Source organism: Burkholderia sp. Cy-637 (genome assembly GCF_011753175.1).
In the GTDB taxonomy this organism is placed as follows: Bacteria; Pseudomonadota; Gammaproteobacteria; order Burkholderiales; family Burkholderiaceae; genus Burkholderia; species Burkholderia gladioli.
The window spans coordinates 1-18,035 of record NZ_VWWC01000032.1 but is presented as its reverse complement, the minus strand read 5'-3'; the positions used below and the strand labels follow the sequence as shown (position 1 = coordinate 18,035).

Below are 18,035 nucleotides of genomic sequence, written 5' to 3'. Positions count from 1 at the left end.
GGGCAAATGGTGGAGACAGCGGCAAACGACCTTCCTGTCCATGATCGTCATGTCGACCCGACTTCGTCGGCCGGCGATGACGAGCGATGCTGAACATGTTCTGAAACGCAAGCAAAGCGGAAACGAGCGGGCATCGAATCGGGCCCGCGCACGTTTCCCGACATATCGGAGACGGACGATGGGAATCAACAGGACTCGATGGGTCGCCTGCCTGTTCGGCGCGGGCGCAATGCTGTTCGGTGGCGCGGCGCTGGCCCAGAGCAAGCCGACCGGCAGCATGAAGATCGCCTTCTCGAACTCGTTCGCGAGCAATTCGTGGCGCCAGCAGATGCTGCAGGATTGGGACAAGGTCAGCAAGCAGGCAGTGGCCGACAAACTGGTGGCGGCCGCGCCGAGCTTCACCACGGTGCAGAACCAGGCCACCGAGCAATCCCAGCAGATCCGCAACCTGATCCTCCAGGGCTACCAGGCGATCGTGATCGACGCGGCCTCGCCGAGCGCCGTCAACGGCGCGGTCCGCCAGGCCTGCAGCGCCGGCATCGTGGTGGTCTCGTTCGACGGCACCGTCACCGAGCCCTGCGCCTATCGCATCAGCATCGACTTCAAGCGCATGGGCCGCATGGAGCTCGACTACTTCCACAATCGCAAGCTCAAGGGCAACCTGCTCGAGGTGCGCGGGCTGGCCGGCTTCGTGGTGGACAACCAGATCCACGAAGGCGTTACGGACGGCCTCAAGCAATACCCCGAATTCAAGGTGGTGGGCTCGGTCAACGGCGACTACACGCAGACCGTCGCGCAGAAGGCGGTGGCCGGGCTGCTGCCGACCCTGCCCGAGGTGGTGGCCGTCACCACCCAGGGCGGCGACGGCGCCGGCACCGCGCGCGCCTTCCTCGACGCGGGGCGCAAGCTGCCGGTGATCTACATGGGCAATCGCTACGACGAGCTGGCGCTCTGGAAGAGCGAGCACGACAAGAACGGCTACGAGACGCAGTCGGCCTCGATCGTGCCGGGCGTGGCGACCTTCGCGTTCTGGTACGCGCAGCAACTGCTGGCCGGCAACAAGCTGCCCAAGGAGGTGAGCCTGCCGATCGCGGTGGTCTCGCAGGGCGACCTGGAGAAATCGCTGGCGGCCACGCCCAAGGGCGGCGTCTACGACCAGACCTTCACGCGCCAGGAAGTGCTCGACTACGTCAGGCAGCACGCCGCCAACTGATCGGTCCGCGACCGAGGATCGGCCTGCGCGCGCCGCGCGCGGCGCCGGTCCAGCGAATGGAGAACGCATGGTTTCCCTTGCGCAAACGGCATTCATCCGCACCGAGGCATTGGGCAAGACCTTCGGCGTGGTGCGCGCGCTCGACGCCGCCACGCTGTCGTTCCATCCCGGCGAGTGCGTCGGGGTGATGGGGCACAACGGCGCCGGCAAGTCGACCCTGATGAACATCCTGGCCGGCGTGTTCCGCAACGACGCGGGCACGCTGTACGTGGACGGCCAGCAGATCGGAGCGCAATGGAACACCCACGAGGCGATGCGGCACGGCATCCGCTGCGTGTTCCAGGAGCTGTCGCTGTGCCCGAACCTGAGCCTGGCCGAGAACATGCGCCTGCGCGCGGCACGCAGCAAGGGCCTGCGCTGGCGCGTGGCCGCCGGCCGGCAGTTGATCGAGACGCTCGACCGGATCTTCCCGCGCCATGGCCTCGCGCCCGGCCAGTTGATCGAATCGCTGCCGATCACCAAGCGCCAGATGGTGGAGATCGCGATGGCCTTCACGCCGGGCGACTACCCGCTCAGGCTGGTGATCCTCGACGAGCCGACCTCCTCGCTCGACGAATACTCGGCCACGCAACTGCTCGACTACCTGCGCAGCTTCGTGCAGGGCGGCGGCATCTGCATCCTGATCTCGCACAAGATGCACGAGGTGATGGAGCGCAGCGATCGCGTGGTGGTGATGCGCGAGGGCAGGCTCGTCTACGAGAGCGCGACCGCCGAGACCAGCGTGGAGCGGCTGGTCGCGGCGATGGGGCACGAGCTCGGGCATGTCGAGCGCGGCGCCCGCGCGAGCCGCGCGGCGGCCGCCTCGGGCGTGCCGCGCATCAAGGCGCGGCTCGGCGAACGCGGCGCCGCGCTGGAGGCCTTCGAGGGCGAGGTGGTGGGCCTCGCCGGCCTGGCCGGGCACGGCCAGACACGCCTGCTCAAGCTGATCCACGCGCTGCGCGAAGGCCGCGCCGACCGGCAGGGCAACCGGCGGCAGGCGCGCACCGCCTTCGTGGCCGGCGACCGGCAGGGAGACGGCGTGTTCGGGCTGTGGTCGATCGCGCGCAACATGAGCCTGTCCTGGCTCGGCGACTGCGTGCGCGGCGGCCTGATCTCGTTTCGCGAGGAGGAGCGGCGCGTGGCGCGATGGGTGAACACGCTGAAGGTGAAGACGCCCGACACGAGCCTGCCGATCGACTCGCTGTCGGGCGGCAACCAGCAGAAGATCCTGTTCGCGCGCGCGCTCGGCACCGACGCCTCGGTGATCCTGATGGACGACCCGATGCGCGGCGTCGACATCGGCACCAAGCACGAGGTCTACGGCATCGTCCGCGCGCAGGCCGACGAGGGGCGCACCTTCCTCTGGTACACCACCGAGTTCGAGGAGCTGTACCACTGCGACCGCATCTACGTGATGAACGAGGGCGAAATCGTCGGCGAGATCTCGGCCGACGAGCTGAGCGAGGCCGAGGTGCTGCGTCTTTCCTTCAAGGCGGCCGCATGAAACGCATTCACTTTCCCGCGTCGCGGCTGCTGTCGGCCCTGACCTTCGTGGTGCTGCTGGCGCTGATCGTCAGGAACCAGCCGATGTCGCTGTCCTACATGGGGCTGACCCTGCTGCTGGGCTCGGCGATCCCGCTGATCTTCGCCACGCTCGCGCAGATGATGTTCATCTCGATCGGCGACCTGGACCTGTCGATCGGCCCCTTCGTGTCGATGAACGCGGCGATCGGCGCGATCGTGCTGCCGTCCTCGCCCTGGCTCGCGATCCTGCTCTACCTGCTGGCGATCGCCGCCTACGCGCTGTGCGGCGCGCTGATCGAGCTGCGCCGGCTGTCGGCGATCGTGGTGACGCTCGGCATGTCCTTCGTCTGGCTCGGCTGCGCGCTGCTGCTGGTGCCCAGCCCCGGCGGCGAGGCGCCCCAGGCCCTGGTCGACCTGCTGTCCTGGCATTCGCCGCTGATTCCGCTGCCGGTGCTGGTAGCCATCGTCGGCGCGCTGATCGCTTATTTCATCTTCAACGTCAGCGTGTTCGGCACCATCGTGCGCGGCCTCGGCGGCAATCCGCGCGTGATCCAGCGCAGCGGTCATTCGGCGCTGGCGATCCGGATGGGCGTGTATGCGCTGGCGGGCCTGTTCGGCATCGTCGCCGGCCTGCTGATGCTGGGCCAGACCACCTCGGCGGACGCCAACCAGGCTTCCGGCTTCACGCTGATCTCGATCGCCGGCGTGATCCTGGGCGGCGGGGAATTCGTCGGCGGCAAGGTGTTCGCGCTGGGCAGCGTGTTCGGCGCGCTCAGCATGACCCTGGCCACCTCGTTCCTGAACTTCTACGAGGTGTCGTCGGACTGGCAGGTGGCGATGCAGGGCGTGATCCTGATCGTCGCCCTGAGCCTGCGCACCGTGGTCGCGCGCCCGGGGAGGCCGGCATGAATACCGTGCAACGCAAGATGCCGCGCGCGCCGGGCGGCCGGCATTGGCTCAGCGCCTGGATCGCCACCGCGCTGGTGCTGGTCGCCACCGCCCTGTTCAACGCCGGCAAGGGCGGCCCGAGCCTGGGCCCGCTGCTGAGCACCGCGCTGAGCTTCTCGACCTTCACCGTGCTGGTCTCGCTGGGGCAGATGCTGGTGATCACCAGCGGCCCCGGCAACATCGACCTGTCGATTCCCTCGGTGATCGCGCTGTCGGGGGCGCTGTCGATGAGCGTGATGAACGGCGCCAACGGCATGATCGTGCCGGGCATCGCGGTGGCGCTGCTGTCGGGGGCGGTGGTGGGCGGCTTCAACTTCGTGCTGATCCGCTTCCTGCGGATTCCGCCCATCATCGCCACGCTGTCGAGCGCGCTGATCGTGCTGTCCTGCGCGATCGCCTACGGGCGCGGCGTGCGCACGCCGCCGCCCGCGCTGCTGGCGCAGATGATGGTGGTGCGCATCGGCTGGCTGCCGCTGTTCTCGATCTTCGCGATCGCGCTCACGCTGCTGGCCTGGCTGCTGCTCACGCGCACGCTGTACGGCCGCGCGCTCGCCGCGCTCGGCCAGAACACCAATGCCGCGCGGCTGGCCGGCGTCAGGACCGATTTCCACGTCTGGCTGACCTACGTGATCTGCGGCGCGCTGGCCGGGCTGACCGGCTGCCTGATCGCGACCTTCTCGGGCGGCAATTCGCTGGACCAGGGCAACGAGTACCTGCTGCTGACGGTGGCGGTGGTGGTGATCGGCGGCACCTCGGTGTCGGGCGGCCGGGCTTCGCTGGGCGGCGTGTGGGGCGCGGCGCTGTTCATGTTCCTGCTGGTCGCGCTGCTGAATTCGGCCGGCGCCAGCGCCGGGCTGCGCACCGTGCTGACCGGCATCATCATCGTGGCGGTGGTGGCCCTGACCGAAAAACGCAAATCTCTCTAGGAAAGCCGATGAAACAGGAAGTCATTGAGATCTACGACGAACGTGCGCGCGACCTGCTCGCGCCGGGCGCCGAGCTGGAGCAACTGGCCAGCGGCTGCATCTGGTCCGAGGGCGCGGTCTGGATGCACGAGGACGGCTCGGTGCTGTGGAGCGACATCCCCAACAACCGCATGATGCGCTGGCATCCCGAGACGGGCGCGAGCGTGTGGCGCGACCAGGTCGAATACACCAACGGCCATTTCCGCGAGGCCGACGGCAGCCTGCTGCATTGCTCGCATGGCCAGCGCGCGCTGGTGCGCACGCGCTTCGGGCGCGACCTGAGCGAGACGCACGACGAGATCGTGGTGGACAACTATCACGGCCGCCGCCTCAATTCGCCCAACGACGTGGTGGTCAAGCGCGACGGCACCATCTGGTTCAGCGATCCGCCCTACGGCATCCTGTCCGACTACGAGGGCCACCAGGCCGAGCAGGAGCTGCCGGGCCGCTACGTGTTCCGCTTCGATCCGCGCGACGGCACCCTCGACGTGATGACCGACCTGCTGATCTGCCCGAACGGGCTGGCCTTCTCGCCGGACGAGTCGCTGCTCTACGTATCGGACACCTCGATGGTTCCCTACGAGGACAAGGGCTTCCACAACATCCGCGTGTTCGAGGTGGTGAACGGGCGCTCGCTGGTCAGGCCGCGCATCTTCGCCACCATCGCCGAGGGCGAGGGGCTCGCCGACGGCTTCCGCCTGGACAGCCGGGGCTGGGTGTTCACCAGCAGCGCGATCGGCATCCAGGTGTTTCATCCGGATGGTACGAAGCTGGCCTTGATCGCGGTGCCGGAGAAGGTCGCCAACCTGACCTTCGGCGGCGTGAATCGCGACGAGATGTTCATCGCGGCCTCGAGTTCGCTGTACCGGATCCGCGTCAATGCGCGGGGGATCCAGACGCCCTGAATCGCCGGGCGCGTTGGCGCCGCGGATTCATGCGGGCGCCGTTTCGGCCGGCGGTGGCTCGCGGTTCTCGTCCAGCGGCGTCGCGCCGAACTGCAGCGCCGCCAGTTGCGCGTAGAGCGGCGAGTGCTGGAGCAGCTGGGCATGCCGGCCCTGGGCGACGATGCGGCCGTGGTCGAGCACCACGATCCGGTCGGCCTGCTGGACCGTGGCGAGCCGATGCGCGATCACCAGGGTGGTGCGATTCTGCGCGGCGTTGTCCAGCGCGGTCTGGACCAGGCGCTCGCTGGCCGCGTCGAGCGCGCTGGTGGCCTCGTCCAGCAGCAGGATCGGCGGATCCTTGAGGATCGCGCGCGCGATCGCGATGCGCTGGCGCTGCCCGCCGGACAGGCGCACGCCGCGCTCGCCGAGGAAGGTGTCATAGCCTTCCGGCAACTGCTCGATGAAGCCGGCGGCGGCAGCCATGCCGGCGGCGCGTTGCACCTCGGCCAGGCTCGCGTCGGGCCGGCCGTAGCGGATGTTGTCGAGCACGCTGCCCGAGAAGATCACCGATTCCTGCAGCACGATGCCGATCGCCCGGCGCAAGTCGACCAGCGGCACCTGGCTGGTCGGCACGCCGTTGATCAGGATGCGGCCCGACTGCGGATCGTAGAAGCGCAGCAGCAACTGGAACAGGGTGGTCTTGCCGGCGCCCGACGGCCCGACCAGCGCGACATGCTCGCCGGGGCGCACCTCGAGCGTGAAGTCGGCCAGCGTGGCGGTGCCCGGGCGCGAGGGATAGGAGAAGCCGATCGCGTCGAAGCGGATGCCGGCGCCGCGCGCGGGCAGCGCCGTCGTCTCGGCCGCCTGCTCGACCGGCGAGCGCGCCGCCAGCAACTGCAGCAGCCGCTCGGTGGCGCCGGCGGCGCGCTGCAGGTCGCCCCATACCTCGGCGATGGCGCCCACCGCGCCGGCCGTGAACACGGCATAGAGGATGAACTGCGAGAGCTGGCCGGCCGTCATGCGCCCGGCCAGCACCGCCTGCGCGCCGAGCCACAGCACGAACACGATGGCGGCGAACACGAACACGATCACCACGGCGGTCAGCGAGGCGCGCGCCCGGATCCGCGTGAGCGCGGTATCGAAGGCGCTCTCCACCGCCGCGCCGAAGCGCTGCGCCTCGTGGATCTCCTGCGTGTAGGACTGCACCGTAGGCATCGCGTTGAGCACCTCGCCGGCCAGCGCGCTGGCATTGGCCACCTTGTCCTGGCTGGCGCGCGAGAGCTTGCGCACGCGCCTCCCGAAGGTGATGATCGGCACCACCACCACGACCAGGGTGGCGATGATGTAGGCCGACAGCACCGGGCTGGTGGTGACCAGCATCGCCACCCCGCCGACCGCCAGCAGCAGGTTGCGCAGGCCGAGCGACAGGCTGCTGCCCACGACCGCCTGGATCAGGGTGGTGTCTGTGGTGAGGCGCGACAGCACCTCGCCGGTCTGGGTGGTCTCGAAGAACTGCGGGCTCATGCGCATCACGTGGTCGTACACGGCGCGGCGCAGGTCGGCCGTGACGCGCTCGCCGAGCCAGGAGACCCAGTAGAAGCGCAGAGCCGTGGCGGCGGCGAGGATCAGCGAGACCACGAACAGCGCGATGAAGTAGCGGTCGATATGCACGCGCTCGCCGCTCGCGAAGCCGCGGTCGATCAGGTAGCGGAACGCCACCGGCAGCCCCAGCGTCGCGCCGGCCGAGGTCACCAGGGCCAGGAAGGCCAGCGCCCAGCGTCCCGCGTAGGGGCGCAGGAAGGGGAGCAGGGCCAGCAGCGGGGTGATGCGAGCGGCGCGGGGAGCGGTGTCCGGCATGGAAGGTCCTGGGGGGCATGGATCAAGCGCCGGGGCGCGGCGGCGCTCCTGGCGGCGTGACAGCATAGCGCTTAAATCGGTCGGTCGAACGAATCGGACCTGGCCATGCCGAGCGTCGACAGGGTCGAACTGATCCGCGGGGGGAGGCGGGCCGCAACGGCCCGTGACGTGGCGGGAGCAGCACCGCTGCCCTGAGGACAGGTCAGCCGGGTGGCTGCGCTGGAGTCAGCGAGCCCGCTCGATCACGCCGAGCGCCGCTCGCATGGGACCGGATCCGGGAAGCTTGCGTCCCGGAACAATCGCAAGGAATGCCGCCGCATCGAAACGGCCGGCTTGTCGCGTCAGAAGTACTTGGTGAAGCCTGCGTAGACGGCACGGTACGGGCCGTACTGCGGCGCGAAGACCCCGATGCCCGACCCGTCGCGCAACGCATACGAATCGCCGAACGCATTGACCAGCACGACACGTCCATCCACCTTGCCGATCCACGGCAGGTTCATGCGCTGCAACACCGACAGATCCACTTGCTCGTACCACGGCAGCTTGCCGGTGTTCGCGAAGCCCTCGCGCAGGCCGCTGCCGACAATGCCGTCGAACGAAAAGGTCGTCTGGTGCCATGTATAGGCGCTGCCGAACGAGATCGTCACACGCTGGTCGTGATCGAGGTTGACCCAATGGTTCGAGATGTAAGCCAGTTCGTCGGGATCGAAATTGAACTGCGCCGACGTGACGTTCTTGCCCATTGCGCGGCTCAAGGCCACGTTCAGATAGGCGGACAGGTTGCGATGCCTGTAGTTTGCCGTGAGCTCGAGTCCGTACACGCGGCCGTACTCGTAGTTGAACGGCGTGTAGATCAGCGCGCTGCCGAACTGTCCTTCGTCCAGCAGGTTATGGGCCTTCTTGTAGTAGCCGTCGATACCGAGCGTGAGGTCCGAACCCACCTGCTGGATCACGCCAAGATCGAAATAATCGTCGCGCTCCGGCTGCACCGGGTCGTTTTGTGTGACGGCGCTGGCATTGGTGGTGCCTGCGTAGCTGCCGATCGTCGAGCTCGACACGAGTTCGAACGAGGGGGGCGTGAAGTAGCGAGAATACCCGGCGTGCAGCGTGGTGCCATCGGCGACCTTGAACACCAGGCCGATGCGCGGGCTCAACTGGTTGGCGGTGACGTACTGGTCCATGCCGTCGTATCGCACGCCGTAGTTGATCGTCAGGCGCGAATTGATCTTCCACTCGTCCTGCAGGTACGCGCTATACAGGTAGCCGGTCTTGCCGCTCGCGTTGGCAACGGAGAAGGGTACGTCGGAGGTTTGATTGCCGTCGTCGTCGGCGGGGAACACCGAGACATTGTCGCGGAATTGCGCGTGCTCCTGCTGCAGGAACAGGCCCGCGCGCAGCGTATGGTGATCGCTCAGGCGGTAGGTGGTGTCGGCCTGAATGCCGTTGGCCACGTCGCTGTGAAAATCCTGGGAGGCCACCCCGTTGTAGAGCAAGTCGCCGATCGGGTCGGGGTTGAACTGGGTGCGTGTGTAGCGCGTGAAGAATGCGACCTGGTAGTCGAGCGCCGCGCCGTTGGTGCCTTGCAGGGCGACCACGGCGAAGTTGTTCAGTTCGGACTGCGTTTCATTCAGGTTGGCCGAATTGAAGCCCGAGTTGCCTGCCAGCGAGAAATTGGGCGTCAGTCCGGGCGTGTTCGGAATCTCGAACTGATTCGAGGTGGTGCCGAACATCAGGCTCAAACGCGTTTGTGGGGTGAGCACGTAGGACAGGTACCCGAACGCATCGCCCTGGCGCGTGTGGTCGTGAAGCGGGCTGGATGACGAGGTGGGCGATTCGATGCCGAGATTGTTCACGCCCAGCGAGCCCGTGAAGTAATAGCTCAGAGCGCCCTTCGTGCCGTACACGTCGGCGCTGGTCTTCAGCGTTTGGTGGCTTCCGCCGAACACGTCGATCGACCCGCCATTGCCGAGCTCGTCGCCCGATTTCGTATGGATGTCGACGATGCCGGCGGTGCGGTAGCCGTATTCAGCCGGCAGGGCGCCCGTCAGCAGGTTCACGTGGTCGATGATGCGTGTGTCGAGCGCCTGGCCGAAGCCACTGATCGGTTCAGGGATCAGGATGCCATTGATACGGTACTGCAGGTCCGCGTGATCGCCGCGAACGTGCAGTTGTCCGTATGAATCGTTGGCCACCCCCGGCGCCTGCAACAGCACGCGGTTGAGCGGGGTGTCCGCGCCTTGCGGCATCGCATCGATGTCCTCGCTCGTGATGCGGTAGACGCTGCTGCCGGTTTCCGGTAGCAGGCCATTGCGTGCATCGTCGAGCCGCTTCGCCGTCACGTTGACGACGGAGAGTTTCTGCTCGGTGGCCGGCGCCGTGTTTGCCGCGTCCGGGAGCGTGCCATTGTCGACGGTGCCGGTCGGGCTCTGCGCGTTGGCATCGAGAGAGGCGAATGCAAGGAAAGCGAGCAGCACGGCACGCGAGATCGGAGTCGGTGTGGTCATGGATGGCGGGCACTGGTGTGCGGCACGGCGCGCACCGGCAGCGAGTTCTTAATGTTCGGGATCGAGATGATATAACGTATCAATTCGCGATGAAAAACATAATATTCGCGCTTGGAACGGCGGGCTTCAGCGGCGATTTGGAAAGATTCTTTCTTTCAAATTGATGGATGTCGGAAGTCGATCCGCATCTGTTTTGAAAGGCGAATATTGATTCGGATGAAACCGGATCGATGAGAGGGCGTGGCAGCGGCCGGCTGGGGTCTGCTGCCAAGGTCACCGCCGATATGCTGCGACGGTACTCGGTCGCCTATCTTGCCGGCGTGAGGCCGTTGTGGCCGTACTGCGCGACGAGCCCGTCGAGGTGACGTTCGTCGACATAGAGGACCAGGCTTTCGCCGATTCGCTTTGTGGGCGCGTGCCGGCAAAGGATAGGCCACTGCAGAAGATCACGAATTGGGATGCGGGTTGCAGCGGCGGTTTGTTCTGGGCGGTGCGTTAAAGTATCGGCTTCGCGGGAGTTTTGGCACACGTTGAGAGAGCAACGTCCCGCTGTTTCAGAGAAGGTCAATGAGCGAAAACCGATACACATACGACCATCGACAGAATCTTTCACCCCCGGAAGTATTCGTCTGGATCGCGTTGAACGAAACCCGCAAACAACTCGGGCTGGACGATCTCGCGTCGGCTGCGGCCATCTTGCTCGGCCAGAACGACGTCCCCGTCTCGGGGAAAGTCGGTGGCGCGGTAGAAGGAACGTCAGTCGCATCCCTCGCTGCGCGGAAACTGCTCCCATTACGGCTCGCGCGGCGTTTGCCAACGTTGACGAAGGGCGGAGCCCTTGGAGTCCGCATTGCAATGACGAGGAGTGCCGGCGCATTCGTCGGCCGAGCGGTACCGGTCGTCGGGACTGTCCTATTGGCTCGGGACGTCTTTTTGATCATGGAGCGTTCCGTATCCACCGATAACCACATTGTGAAACCGGAAGATCGGGTGCTTTGACATGGTGGATCCCAACTGGCAGCAACTCGAAGACTTCGCCCGCGAGGAGCTGGGGCGACCGCTTTTAGGCGGGAAGCTGACGCTTCGGCCCGAAACGACGCTCGACGCGGACCTGCGCATGACTGGCCTGGATGCTGTCGAATTTATCGATAAGTGGGTGGAGCGGTTTGATATCTCTGTCAAGGAGTTCCCCTACAGCCGATATTTTGGGCCGGAGAGCCTTGATGTCGCTGGATTCTTCGTCGGGCTGTTCTCAAAGCGTGCGCGCGGCCCCGAGCGGATGCCACTGACGCTTGGAATGCTGGCCGAGGCGATGCGACGGGGTCATTGGGATACGGAGGAGATTGAGGCGGCAGCCGGGCGGGCCAAATAGCCTGCGAAGCGCTCGGTCGGCTCGGTGCCAAATCGCGCGCGACGCTACAGGGGATGATGTTGTGGCGAGTGGCATTTGAGTTGAATGGAAATGCCTACACAGCGCCTACACGAAGTCGGAAAAGAAAAAGGGGTTACACGCTTGTGGCATGTAACCCCTTGATTCCTTTGGTCGGAGCGATAGGATTCGAACCTACGACCCTCTGATCCCAAATCAGATGCGCTACCAGGCTGCGCTACGCTCCGACGAGCCAGAGATTGTGCATCATCGGCGCACTCGGGTCAATCCCTCGTACAGATGTCATCGAAGCCGCGCTAGCATGGACCTTTGGCAACCCCGCAAGGAGGCATCGCGATGCACCTGATTCTGTGGCGTCATGCCGAAGCCGAGGACTACGCCGCCAGCGACCTGGCACGCCAGCTCACCGCGCGCGGGCGCCGCGATGCGCAGGCGGTCGCGAAATGGCTCAAGCTGCGGCTCGAGAGCAGCGCGGTGATCCTGGCCAGCCCGGCCGTGCGCACCGTGCAGACGGTCGAGGCGCTGACCGACCAGTACCGCACCGTGCGCGAGCTGGCGCCGGGCGGCGGCGTGGCCGAAGTGCTGGCCGCCGCCGGCTGGCCCGAGGGCATCGCGCCCACGGTGGTGGTGGTCGGCCACCAGCCGACGCTCGGCGCGGTCGCCGCGCGCCTGCTGGCCGGCAGCGACGACAGCTGGTCGCTGAAAAAGGGCGGCCTGATCTGGCTGCAGAGTCGTTCCCGCGAGGGCGGCGGACAGGCCAGCCTGCGTGCCGCACTATCGCCCGAGCTGGTCTGAGAGAGCCAAAGTATCTTTCTTCCGACTTTCTGCTAAAGTCATTTGGACGACATGTCACCCAATTGACACCGATTCGCCACGCAAGCGTCACGGCCGGTTACTACATTGGCGACCATGTCGTTCCATTCCTTACGACCAGGAAAGCCTGATGCGAGATCTGCCGACGCCTACGCTCCCATTTGCTTCGCTCCCGCTTGACCAGTCGCGTCGCCGTTTGCCGCGCGCGGCCGAAACGGTCACCTCCGAATTCCGCCTGCGCGCCGCCTGGGCGCGTACCGAGGACGAACTGCGCGAGGCGCAGCGCCTGCGCTACAGCGTGTTCGCCGACGAGATGGGCGCCGCGGTCAGCGGCCCGGCCGGTCTCGACGTCGATCCCTTCGATGCCTACTGCGACCACCTGCTGGTGCGCGACCTGGACACGCTGAAGGTGGTGGGCACCTATCGCGTGCTGCCGCCGCACCAGGCCGCTCGCATCGGCCGCCTCTACGCCGAAGGTGAGTTCGACCTGTCGCGCCTGGCGCACCTGCGCTCGAAGATGGTCGAGGTGGGCCGCTCCTGCGTGCATCGCGACTACCGCAGCGGCGCCGTGATCATGGCGCTCTGGGGCGGCCTGGGCACCTACATGATGCAGAACGGCTACGAGACCATGCTCGGCTGCGCGAGCGTGTCGATGGCCGACGGCGGCCACTACGCGGCCAACCTCTACCAGTCGCTCGGCGGTTCGCTGACGGCGCCCGAGTACCACGCCTTTGCGCACACGCCGCTGCCGGTGGACGAGCTGCAGACCGGCACCAAGGTCGCACCGCCTCCGCTGATCAAGGGTTATCTGCGCCTGGGCGCGAAGATCTGCGGCGCGCCGGCCTGGGATCCCGACTTCAACTGCGCCGATTTCCTGACGCTGTTCCGCCTGTCGGACATCAACGCGCGCTACGCCCGCCACTTCCTGGCCTGAGCGTTCGCCAGCCGGTCCGCGCGAGCGGCGGCAAGCCGCAAGCAACGGCACGACGAGACGATCGTCGTGCCGTTGTTTTTTGTGGTGCGCCGATTGCCGGGCGGCGGGCGCGATTTAGATCAGTGGCGGTGCCGCCAGTCGAGCAGGTGATGCGCGGCGAGCCAGTGATGGATCCGGCCCTCGCCATGATGCTCGCGGCGGTATTCGCGCGATTCGAAGATGGACAGCCCGATCAGGATGATCAGGCCGATACCCAGGCCGACGAGGCCGGCGATCGATTCGACGTTCATGGCAGCCCTCCTGGAAATGCTCAGCGCCATGTCTTCATGATAGTCAATCCGCCGGCGCGGGCGGGCAGGGTCCGACGCCGGCCGCTGCTTTCCGCTAGACTCCGTCGATCGCGCGATGCGGCTGCATCGTGCCGTTCCGACTTTTTCGAGGTGACGGATGTCCCGTTTCATTCTGGCCGCGCTGGTCGCGGCGATGCTCGCCGGCTGCGTGGGCGATCCCAATCCTTCCGGCGCGAATCATCACAAGCCGCCGCCGCAGGATCCGGCCGACTATCACGGCGTGCCGACCGACATGACGCCGCCCTCGATGCTGGAAGCGCCGGCCGCGCCGGCATCGCAGTAAGCCGGCCGACCCGGCCGAAGTGCCGATGCGCGGGCCGGTGAGTCGAAGCTCCAGGCTTCGGCGCTGGCGCGTCTAGCCGCCGATACGACGCGCCAGCGCCGGCATCCGCAGCGAAAGCGTCACGCCGCGCGCGATCATGAAGATCGACAGCGCCAGCCACAGGCCGTGGTTGCCGAGCGGGCCGGCCAGCGCGAAGGTGGCGGCGACGAACACCGCGAACGAGATCGCCATCGCCACCATCAGCGTGCGCGTTTCGGTGGCGCCGATGAACACGCCGTCCAGCAGGAAGCCCCACACCGAGATCAGCGGCATCACGGCCGCCCAGGGCAGGAAGTGGCCGGCGATCTCGCGCACGGCCGGCTGGTCGGTCAGTTGCGCGACGATCCAGCCGCCGCCCAGCGCATAGGCCAGCGAGAAGGCCAGCGCGCAGCCGATCGCCCATTGCAGCGTCACGCGCACCGCGGCCCGGAAGCCGGCGCGATCGCGCGCGCCGGCCGCCGCGCCCACCAGCGCCTCGGCCGCGTGCGCGAAGCCGTCCAGCGCATAGGCCATGAAGGTCTGGAAATTGAGCAGCAGCGCGTTCGCGGCCAGCGTCGCGTCGCCCAGCCGCGCGCCGAGATGGGCAAACCAGCCGAAGGCCGACAGCAGGCACAGCGTGCGCACGAAGATATCGCGGTTGAGCGCCACCAGCCGCTTCAGGGCCGTGCGCTCGAAGAATTCGGCGCGGCTGGGCAGCCCCAGCCCGCGCGTGCGGCGCCAGGCCAGCAGCGCGGCGCCGAACACGAAGCCGGCCAGGTCGGCGGTGGCGGTGGCCGCGCCGATCCCGGCGACACCGCCGTCGAGTCGATAGACATAGAGCAGCACCGCGGCGATGTTCACCAGGTTGATGAGGGCCTGCAACAGCAGGCCCAGCCGCACGCGCTGCAGGCCGAGCAGGTAGCCGAGGATCGCGTAGTTGGCGAGCGCGAACGGCGCGGCCCAGATGCGTGCCGCCACATAGGCCTGCGCATTGGCCCGGACCGCTTCGCTGCCGCCCAGCAGGCCGAGCCCGATCGAGCTCAGCGGCCCCTGCAGCGCGAGCACGGCCAGGCCGAGCGCGGCCGCGAGCGCCAGCGCGCGCAGCAGGTTGAGCCGCACGCCGGCCAGGTCGCCCGCGCCGAAGGCCTGCGCCACCAGCCCGGTGGTGCCCATCCTCAGGAAGCCGAAACCCCAGTAGACGAAGCCGAAGAACACGCTGCCCAGCGCGACGCCGCCCAGCACCTGCGGGCCGTCGAGATGGCCGGCCACGGCCGTGTCGACCGCGCCGAGGATCGGCTGGGTCAGGTTGGCGAGCACGATCGGCACCGCCAGGCCGAGCACGCCGCGATGGCTGATCGGCGGCCGCTCAGGCGCGGCGCCGGCGTGCGTGGCAGCGGCGTGCGAGGGGGAAGGCGGGGAGGCGGGCATCGCGCGGCTCAGGCGCGTTCCTGCACGCAGACCCAGGGCGATACCACCACCGCCCACAGCTCGGGATTGCGGCTCGCGTAGTCCTGGGCGGTCTCGCTCGGCATGCGCGCGACGTGGCCGGCGGCGAGCCAGCTCGCGACCTGCTCGGCCTGGTCGGCGGCGATCGCCTCGGCCACGCTGACCAGGTCGAGCTCGCGCGCGACCGACAACAGCTTGCCCTGCGCGAAGAAGCGCTCGAGGTCGCACCAGTCGATCTTGGCGGTCTCGCCGAGCAGTTGGGTATAGAGCGCGCTCGGCGCTGCGCCGGCCGCGGGAGGATTCGGTGAACTCATGGTGATGGAGGCTGGGGGCAATGGCCGTGGCGGTGGCGCGCCTCGCGGTGCTCGAAGATACGAACCCGGGAGCCTGGGAACGTTTCGCCGCCGTCGGGACGCCATCGGTGCCGGATCGCGGGGATCGCGGGCCACGGGATCAGCCGCGATTCTAGCCGATCCGCCGTCTCGCCCGTCCGGCTCACGACTCGCGCAGCGCGCGCCGGATGATTTTCCCGGTCGCCGTCATCGGCAGGCTGTCGACGAAGGCGATCGCGCGCGGGTATTCATGGGCCGCCAGGCGGGTGCGCACATGCTGCTGCAATTCGCCGACCAGCGCCGCGCCGGCCTCGGCGCCGGGCTGCAGCACCACGAAGGCCTTGACGATCTCGGTGCGCGTCGCATCGGGCACGCCGACCACGGCCGCCATGCGCACCGCCGGATGCTTGAGCAGGCAGTCCTCGATCGGCCCGGGACCGATCCGGTAGCCGGCGCTGGTGATCACGTCGTCGTCGCGGCCGACGAAGCGGATGAAGCCGTCAGGGTCGGCGACGCCGCGGTCGCCGCTGAGCAGGTAGTCGCCGGCGAACTTGTCGCGGGTCGCGCCGGGGTTGCGCCAGTAGCCGAGGAACATCACCGGATCGGGCGCGCGGATGCCGATATTGCCTTCCACGCCGGCCGGCACCGGCTGCCCCGCCGCGTCGACGATCTCGACGCGATGGCCCGGCGCGGCCTTGCCGATCGCGCCGGCGCGCGGCGCGAACAGCCGGCTGCACGAGGACAGCACCATGTTGCACTCGGTCTGGCCGTAGAACTCGTTGATGGTCACGCCGAACACCTCGCGGCCCCAGTCGAGCAGGCCGGCGCCGAGCGACTCGCCGCCGCTGGCGACCGAGACGAGCCGCAGCGCCTGCGCTTGCGGTGGCCGCTGCGCGCTTCGCATCAGCTTCAGCGCGGTCGGCGGCAGGAAGGCGTGCGTCACGCCGTGGCGCGCCATCAGCGCGAAGGCGGCCTCGCCGTCGAACTTCTCGAAGCGGCGCGCGAGCACCGTCACGCCGTGATGCCAGGCCGGCAGCAGCACATCGAGCAGGCCGCCGATCCAGGCCCAGTCGGCCGGCGTCCAGAACACGCGCGCGCCGCGTGGAAAGCCGTTTTGCGACATCTCCACGCCGGGCAGGTGGCCGAGCAGCACGCGCTGCGCGTGCAGTGCGCCCTTCGGCTTGCCGGTGGTGCCCGAGGTGTAGATGATCACGGCCGGGTCCTCGGCGAGCGTGTCGACCGGCGTGTAGTGCTCGGATTCGGCGGCCAGCGCCGCCTCGAAGGGCAGCGTGCCTTCGGGCGCGTCGTCGCTGCCGCTGTCGATGCAGTAGACCGTGTGCAGCGCCGGCAGCGCCGCGCGCAGCGGCGCGATCTTGGCGGCGCCGGCGCGGTCGGTGACCAGCGCGCTGGCACCGCTGTCGGCCAGGCGGAATTCGAGCGCGTCGGCGCCGAACAGCGCGAACAGCGGCACCGCGATCGCGCCGGCCTTGTAGGCGGCCAGGTGGGCGATGGCGGTTTGCGGGCCTTGCGGGATGAAGATGCCGATCCGCTCGCCGCGCCCGATGCCGGCGCGCGCGAAGCTGTTGGCGAGGCGATTGGAGGCCGCCTTCAAGTCGTCGAACGTATAGTGCGTGACGGAGCCGTCCTCGCGTTCGTCGATCAGCGCCAGGCGGCCGCTGCCGTCGGCCCAGCGATCGCAGACGTCGACGCCGATGTTGTAGCGCTCGGGAATGCGCCAGGCGAAGCGCTCGAGCAGGGCAGGGTAATCGTCGGCATCGGGCAGCATCGGCGCTCCTCGCGACATCGCGCGTGATGGTTTCCGACGAGATTACACCGTATCGTCATGGGCCTACGCGATAGTCGGGGCCGCGATCATGGGTTGCGCGGCGGCCGCGCCGAATCGCGCGTACTATCGCAAGTTCAACGATTTGAAGTGAAACATGGTCTGGCTTTGGATTGCCACGGGGTTCAGCCTGCTGGGCATCGGCGCCGTCGTGTTGTTCGCGACGCGCGTCGATCCGCTGTCCGGCCGCGTCAGCGGCCGCTATCGCAAGCGCTGAGCAATCTTCTTTTCGCTTACGGCCGTTCGGGTCGCGGCCGGCGCGCGTGCACGCGCCGGCGAGTCGGCCGCATTCGCGCCTCAGCGCGCCGGCAGGTAGCGTGACGGGTCGATCGAGCGGCCGCCGTAGCGCAGCTCGAAATGCAGCGCCACGCGGTCGTTGTCGGTATCGCCCATTTCCGCGATCTTCTGGCCTTGCGTGACGGCCTGGCCTTCCTTCACGAGCAACGTGCGATTGTGGGCATAGGCGGTCAGGAAGTCCGCGTCGTGCTTGATGATCAGCAGGTTGCCGTAGCCGCGCAGCCCGTTGCCGGCATACACCACGGTGCCGGCCGCCGCGGCCACCACCGGCGTGCCGGCCGCATTCGCGATATCGATCCCCTTGGAGCTGCCGCCGTCGAACGAGCGGACCACGTTGCCGGCCGCCGGCCAGATCAGCGAGATCGAGGCGTTCGGGCGCGGCGCGGCGCTGGCCA

Annotated in this window: 17 protein-coding genes and 1 tRNA gene; 10 read left to right on the top strand and 8 right to left on the bottom strand. The window is 67.7% G+C overall.

The features are described 5' to 3' along the window. The first annotated feature begins 178 nt into the window (after nt 1–178). The 5 genes from F3J10_RS11930 (at nt 179) to F3J10_RS11910 (ending at nt 5,594) form a co-directional block, all read left to right on the top strand. Nucleotides 179–1,213 (top strand): ABC transporter substrate-binding protein, encoded by a 1,035-nt coding sequence (locus tag F3J10_RS11930; RefSeq protein WP_345791202.1) that lies wholly within the window; start codon nt 179–181, stop codon nt 1,211–1,213. A 67-nt stretch (nt 1,214–1,280) separates the two neighbouring features. Then, on the top strand, nt 1,281–2,756 hold the full coding sequence (locus F3J10_RS11925; protein WP_167242168.1) for a sugar ABC transporter ATP-binding protein: 1,476 nt from the start codon (nt 1,281–1,283) through the stop codon (nt 2,754–2,756). Then, nucleotides 2,753–3,685: an ABC transporter permease gene (locus F3J10_RS11920; RefSeq protein WP_025101587.1), complete on the top strand. Its 933-nt coding sequence runs from the start codon at nt 2,753–2,755 to the stop codon at nt 3,683–3,685. The genes F3J10_RS11925 and F3J10_RS11920 overlap by 4 nt, the downstream gene beginning before the upstream one ends. Then, on the top strand, nt 3,682–4,650 hold the full coding sequence (locus F3J10_RS11915; protein WP_167242167.1) for an ABC transporter permease: 969 nt from the start codon (nt 3,682–3,684) through the stop codon (nt 4,648–4,650). The genes F3J10_RS11920 and F3J10_RS11915 overlap by 4 nt, the downstream gene beginning before the upstream one ends. Nucleotides 4,651–4,658: 8 nt before the next feature. After that, nucleotides 4,659–5,594 (top strand): SMP-30/gluconolactonase/LRE family protein, encoded by a 936-nt coding sequence (locus F3J10_RS11910; RefSeq protein ID WP_167242166.1) that lies wholly within the window; start codon nt 4,659–4,661, stop codon nt 5,592–5,594. A 27-nt stretch (nt 5,595–5,621) separates the two neighbouring features. On the opposite strand, the gene F3J10_RS11905 is transcribed toward F3J10_RS11910, so the two are convergent. Both F3J10_RS11905 and F3J10_RS11900 read right to left on the bottom strand, forming a co-directional pair. Further along, entirely contained in the window at nt 5,622–7,430 is a 1,809-nt protein-coding gene (locus F3J10_RS11905; RefSeq protein WP_167242165.1) for an ABC transporter transmembrane domain-containing protein, read from the bottom strand. A 341-nt stretch (nt 7,431–7,771) separates the two neighbouring features. Next, complete coding sequence (locus F3J10_RS11900) at nt 7,772–9,934, bottom strand: TonB-dependent receptor (protein WP_025101583.1); 2,163 nt, start codon at nt 9,932–9,934, stop codon at nt 7,772–7,774. Nucleotides 9,935–10,501: 567 nt separating this feature from the next. Here F3J10_RS11900 and F3J10_RS11895 point away from each other — a divergent pair. Together F3J10_RS11895 and F3J10_RS11890 are read left to right on the top strand one after the other, a co-directional pair. Then, complete coding sequence (locus F3J10_RS11895) at nt 10,502–10,933, top strand: STM2901 family protein (RefSeq protein ID WP_167242164.1); 432 nt, start codon at nt 10,502–10,504, stop codon at nt 10,931–10,933. 1 nt (nt 10,934) lies between these two features. Beyond that, the gene (locus F3J10_RS11890) at nt 10,935–11,306 is read left to right on the top strand and encodes a DUF1493 family protein (RefSeq protein ID WP_036032016.1); all 372 of its coding nucleotides are present in this window, start codon (nt 10,935–10,937) and stop codon (nt 11,304–11,306) included. Between the two features lie 168 nt (nt 11,307–11,474). Here the strand turns inward: F3J10_RS11890 and F3J10_RS11885 are convergent. Next, a tRNA-Pro gene (locus F3J10_RS11885) sits at nt 11,475–11,551 on the bottom strand. 109 nt (nt 11,552–11,660) lie between these two features. On the opposite strand from F3J10_RS11885, the gene sixA reads away from it, so the two are divergent. Both sixA and F3J10_RS11875 read left to right on the top strand, forming a co-directional pair. Next, complete coding sequence (sixA, locus tag F3J10_RS11880) at nt 11,661–12,119, top strand: phosphohistidine phosphatase SixA (RefSeq protein ID WP_124093971.1); 459 nt, start codon at nt 11,661–11,663, stop codon at nt 12,117–12,119. Between the two features lie 148 nt (nt 12,120–12,267). After that, on the top strand, nt 12,268–13,071 hold the full coding sequence (locus F3J10_RS11875; RefSeq protein ID WP_025101580.1) for a GNAT family N-acyltransferase: 804 nt from the start codon (nt 12,268–12,270) through the stop codon (nt 13,069–13,071). Nucleotides 13,072–13,190: 119 nt separating this feature from the next. Here F3J10_RS11875 and F3J10_RS11870 read toward each other — a convergent pair whose 3' ends face one another. Next, nucleotides 13,191–13,361, bottom strand: a complete 171-nt coding sequence (locus F3J10_RS11870; RefSeq protein WP_013697423.1) for a hypothetical protein — start codon at nt 13,359–13,361, stop codon at nt 13,191–13,193. 157 nt (nt 13,362–13,518) lie between these two features. Here F3J10_RS11870 and F3J10_RS11865 point away from each other — a divergent pair, with 157 nt between their 5' ends. Then, nucleotides 13,519–13,704 carry a hypothetical protein gene (locus F3J10_RS11865; RefSeq protein ID WP_036032011.1) on the top strand — a complete coding sequence of 62 codons (186 nt, stop codon included), beginning with the start codon at nt 13,519–13,521 and terminating at the stop codon, nt 13,702–13,704. 72 nt (nt 13,705–13,776) lie between these two features. Here the strand turns inward: F3J10_RS11865 and F3J10_RS11860 are convergent, their stop codons facing one another. The 4 genes from F3J10_RS11860 to F3J10_RS11845 form a co-directional block, all read right to left on the bottom strand. After that, a complete protein-coding gene (locus F3J10_RS11860; RefSeq protein ID WP_167242163.1) occupies nt 13,777–15,150 on the bottom strand; it encodes an MATE family efflux transporter in 1,374 nt (457 codons plus the stop codon). A gap of 8 nt (nt 15,151–15,158) precedes the next feature. Continuing rightward, complete coding sequence (locus F3J10_RS11855; protein WP_025102303.1) at nt 15,159–15,482, bottom strand: DUF2288 domain-containing protein; 324 nt, start codon at nt 15,480–15,482, stop codon at nt 15,159–15,161. A gap of 181 nt (nt 15,483–15,663) precedes the next feature. Beyond that, nucleotides 15,664–17,286 carry an acyl-CoA synthetase gene (locus F3J10_RS11850; protein ID WP_025102304.1) on the bottom strand — a complete coding sequence of 541 codons (1,623 nt, stop codon included), beginning with the start codon at nt 17,284–17,286 and terminating at the stop codon, nt 15,664–15,666. Nucleotides 17,287–17,640: 354 nt separating this feature from the next. Then, nucleotides 17,641–18,035 (bottom strand): peptidoglycan DD-metalloendopeptidase family protein (locus tag F3J10_RS11845; RefSeq protein ID WP_167242162.1); only part of this gene is annotated, 395 nt, incomplete at its 5' end.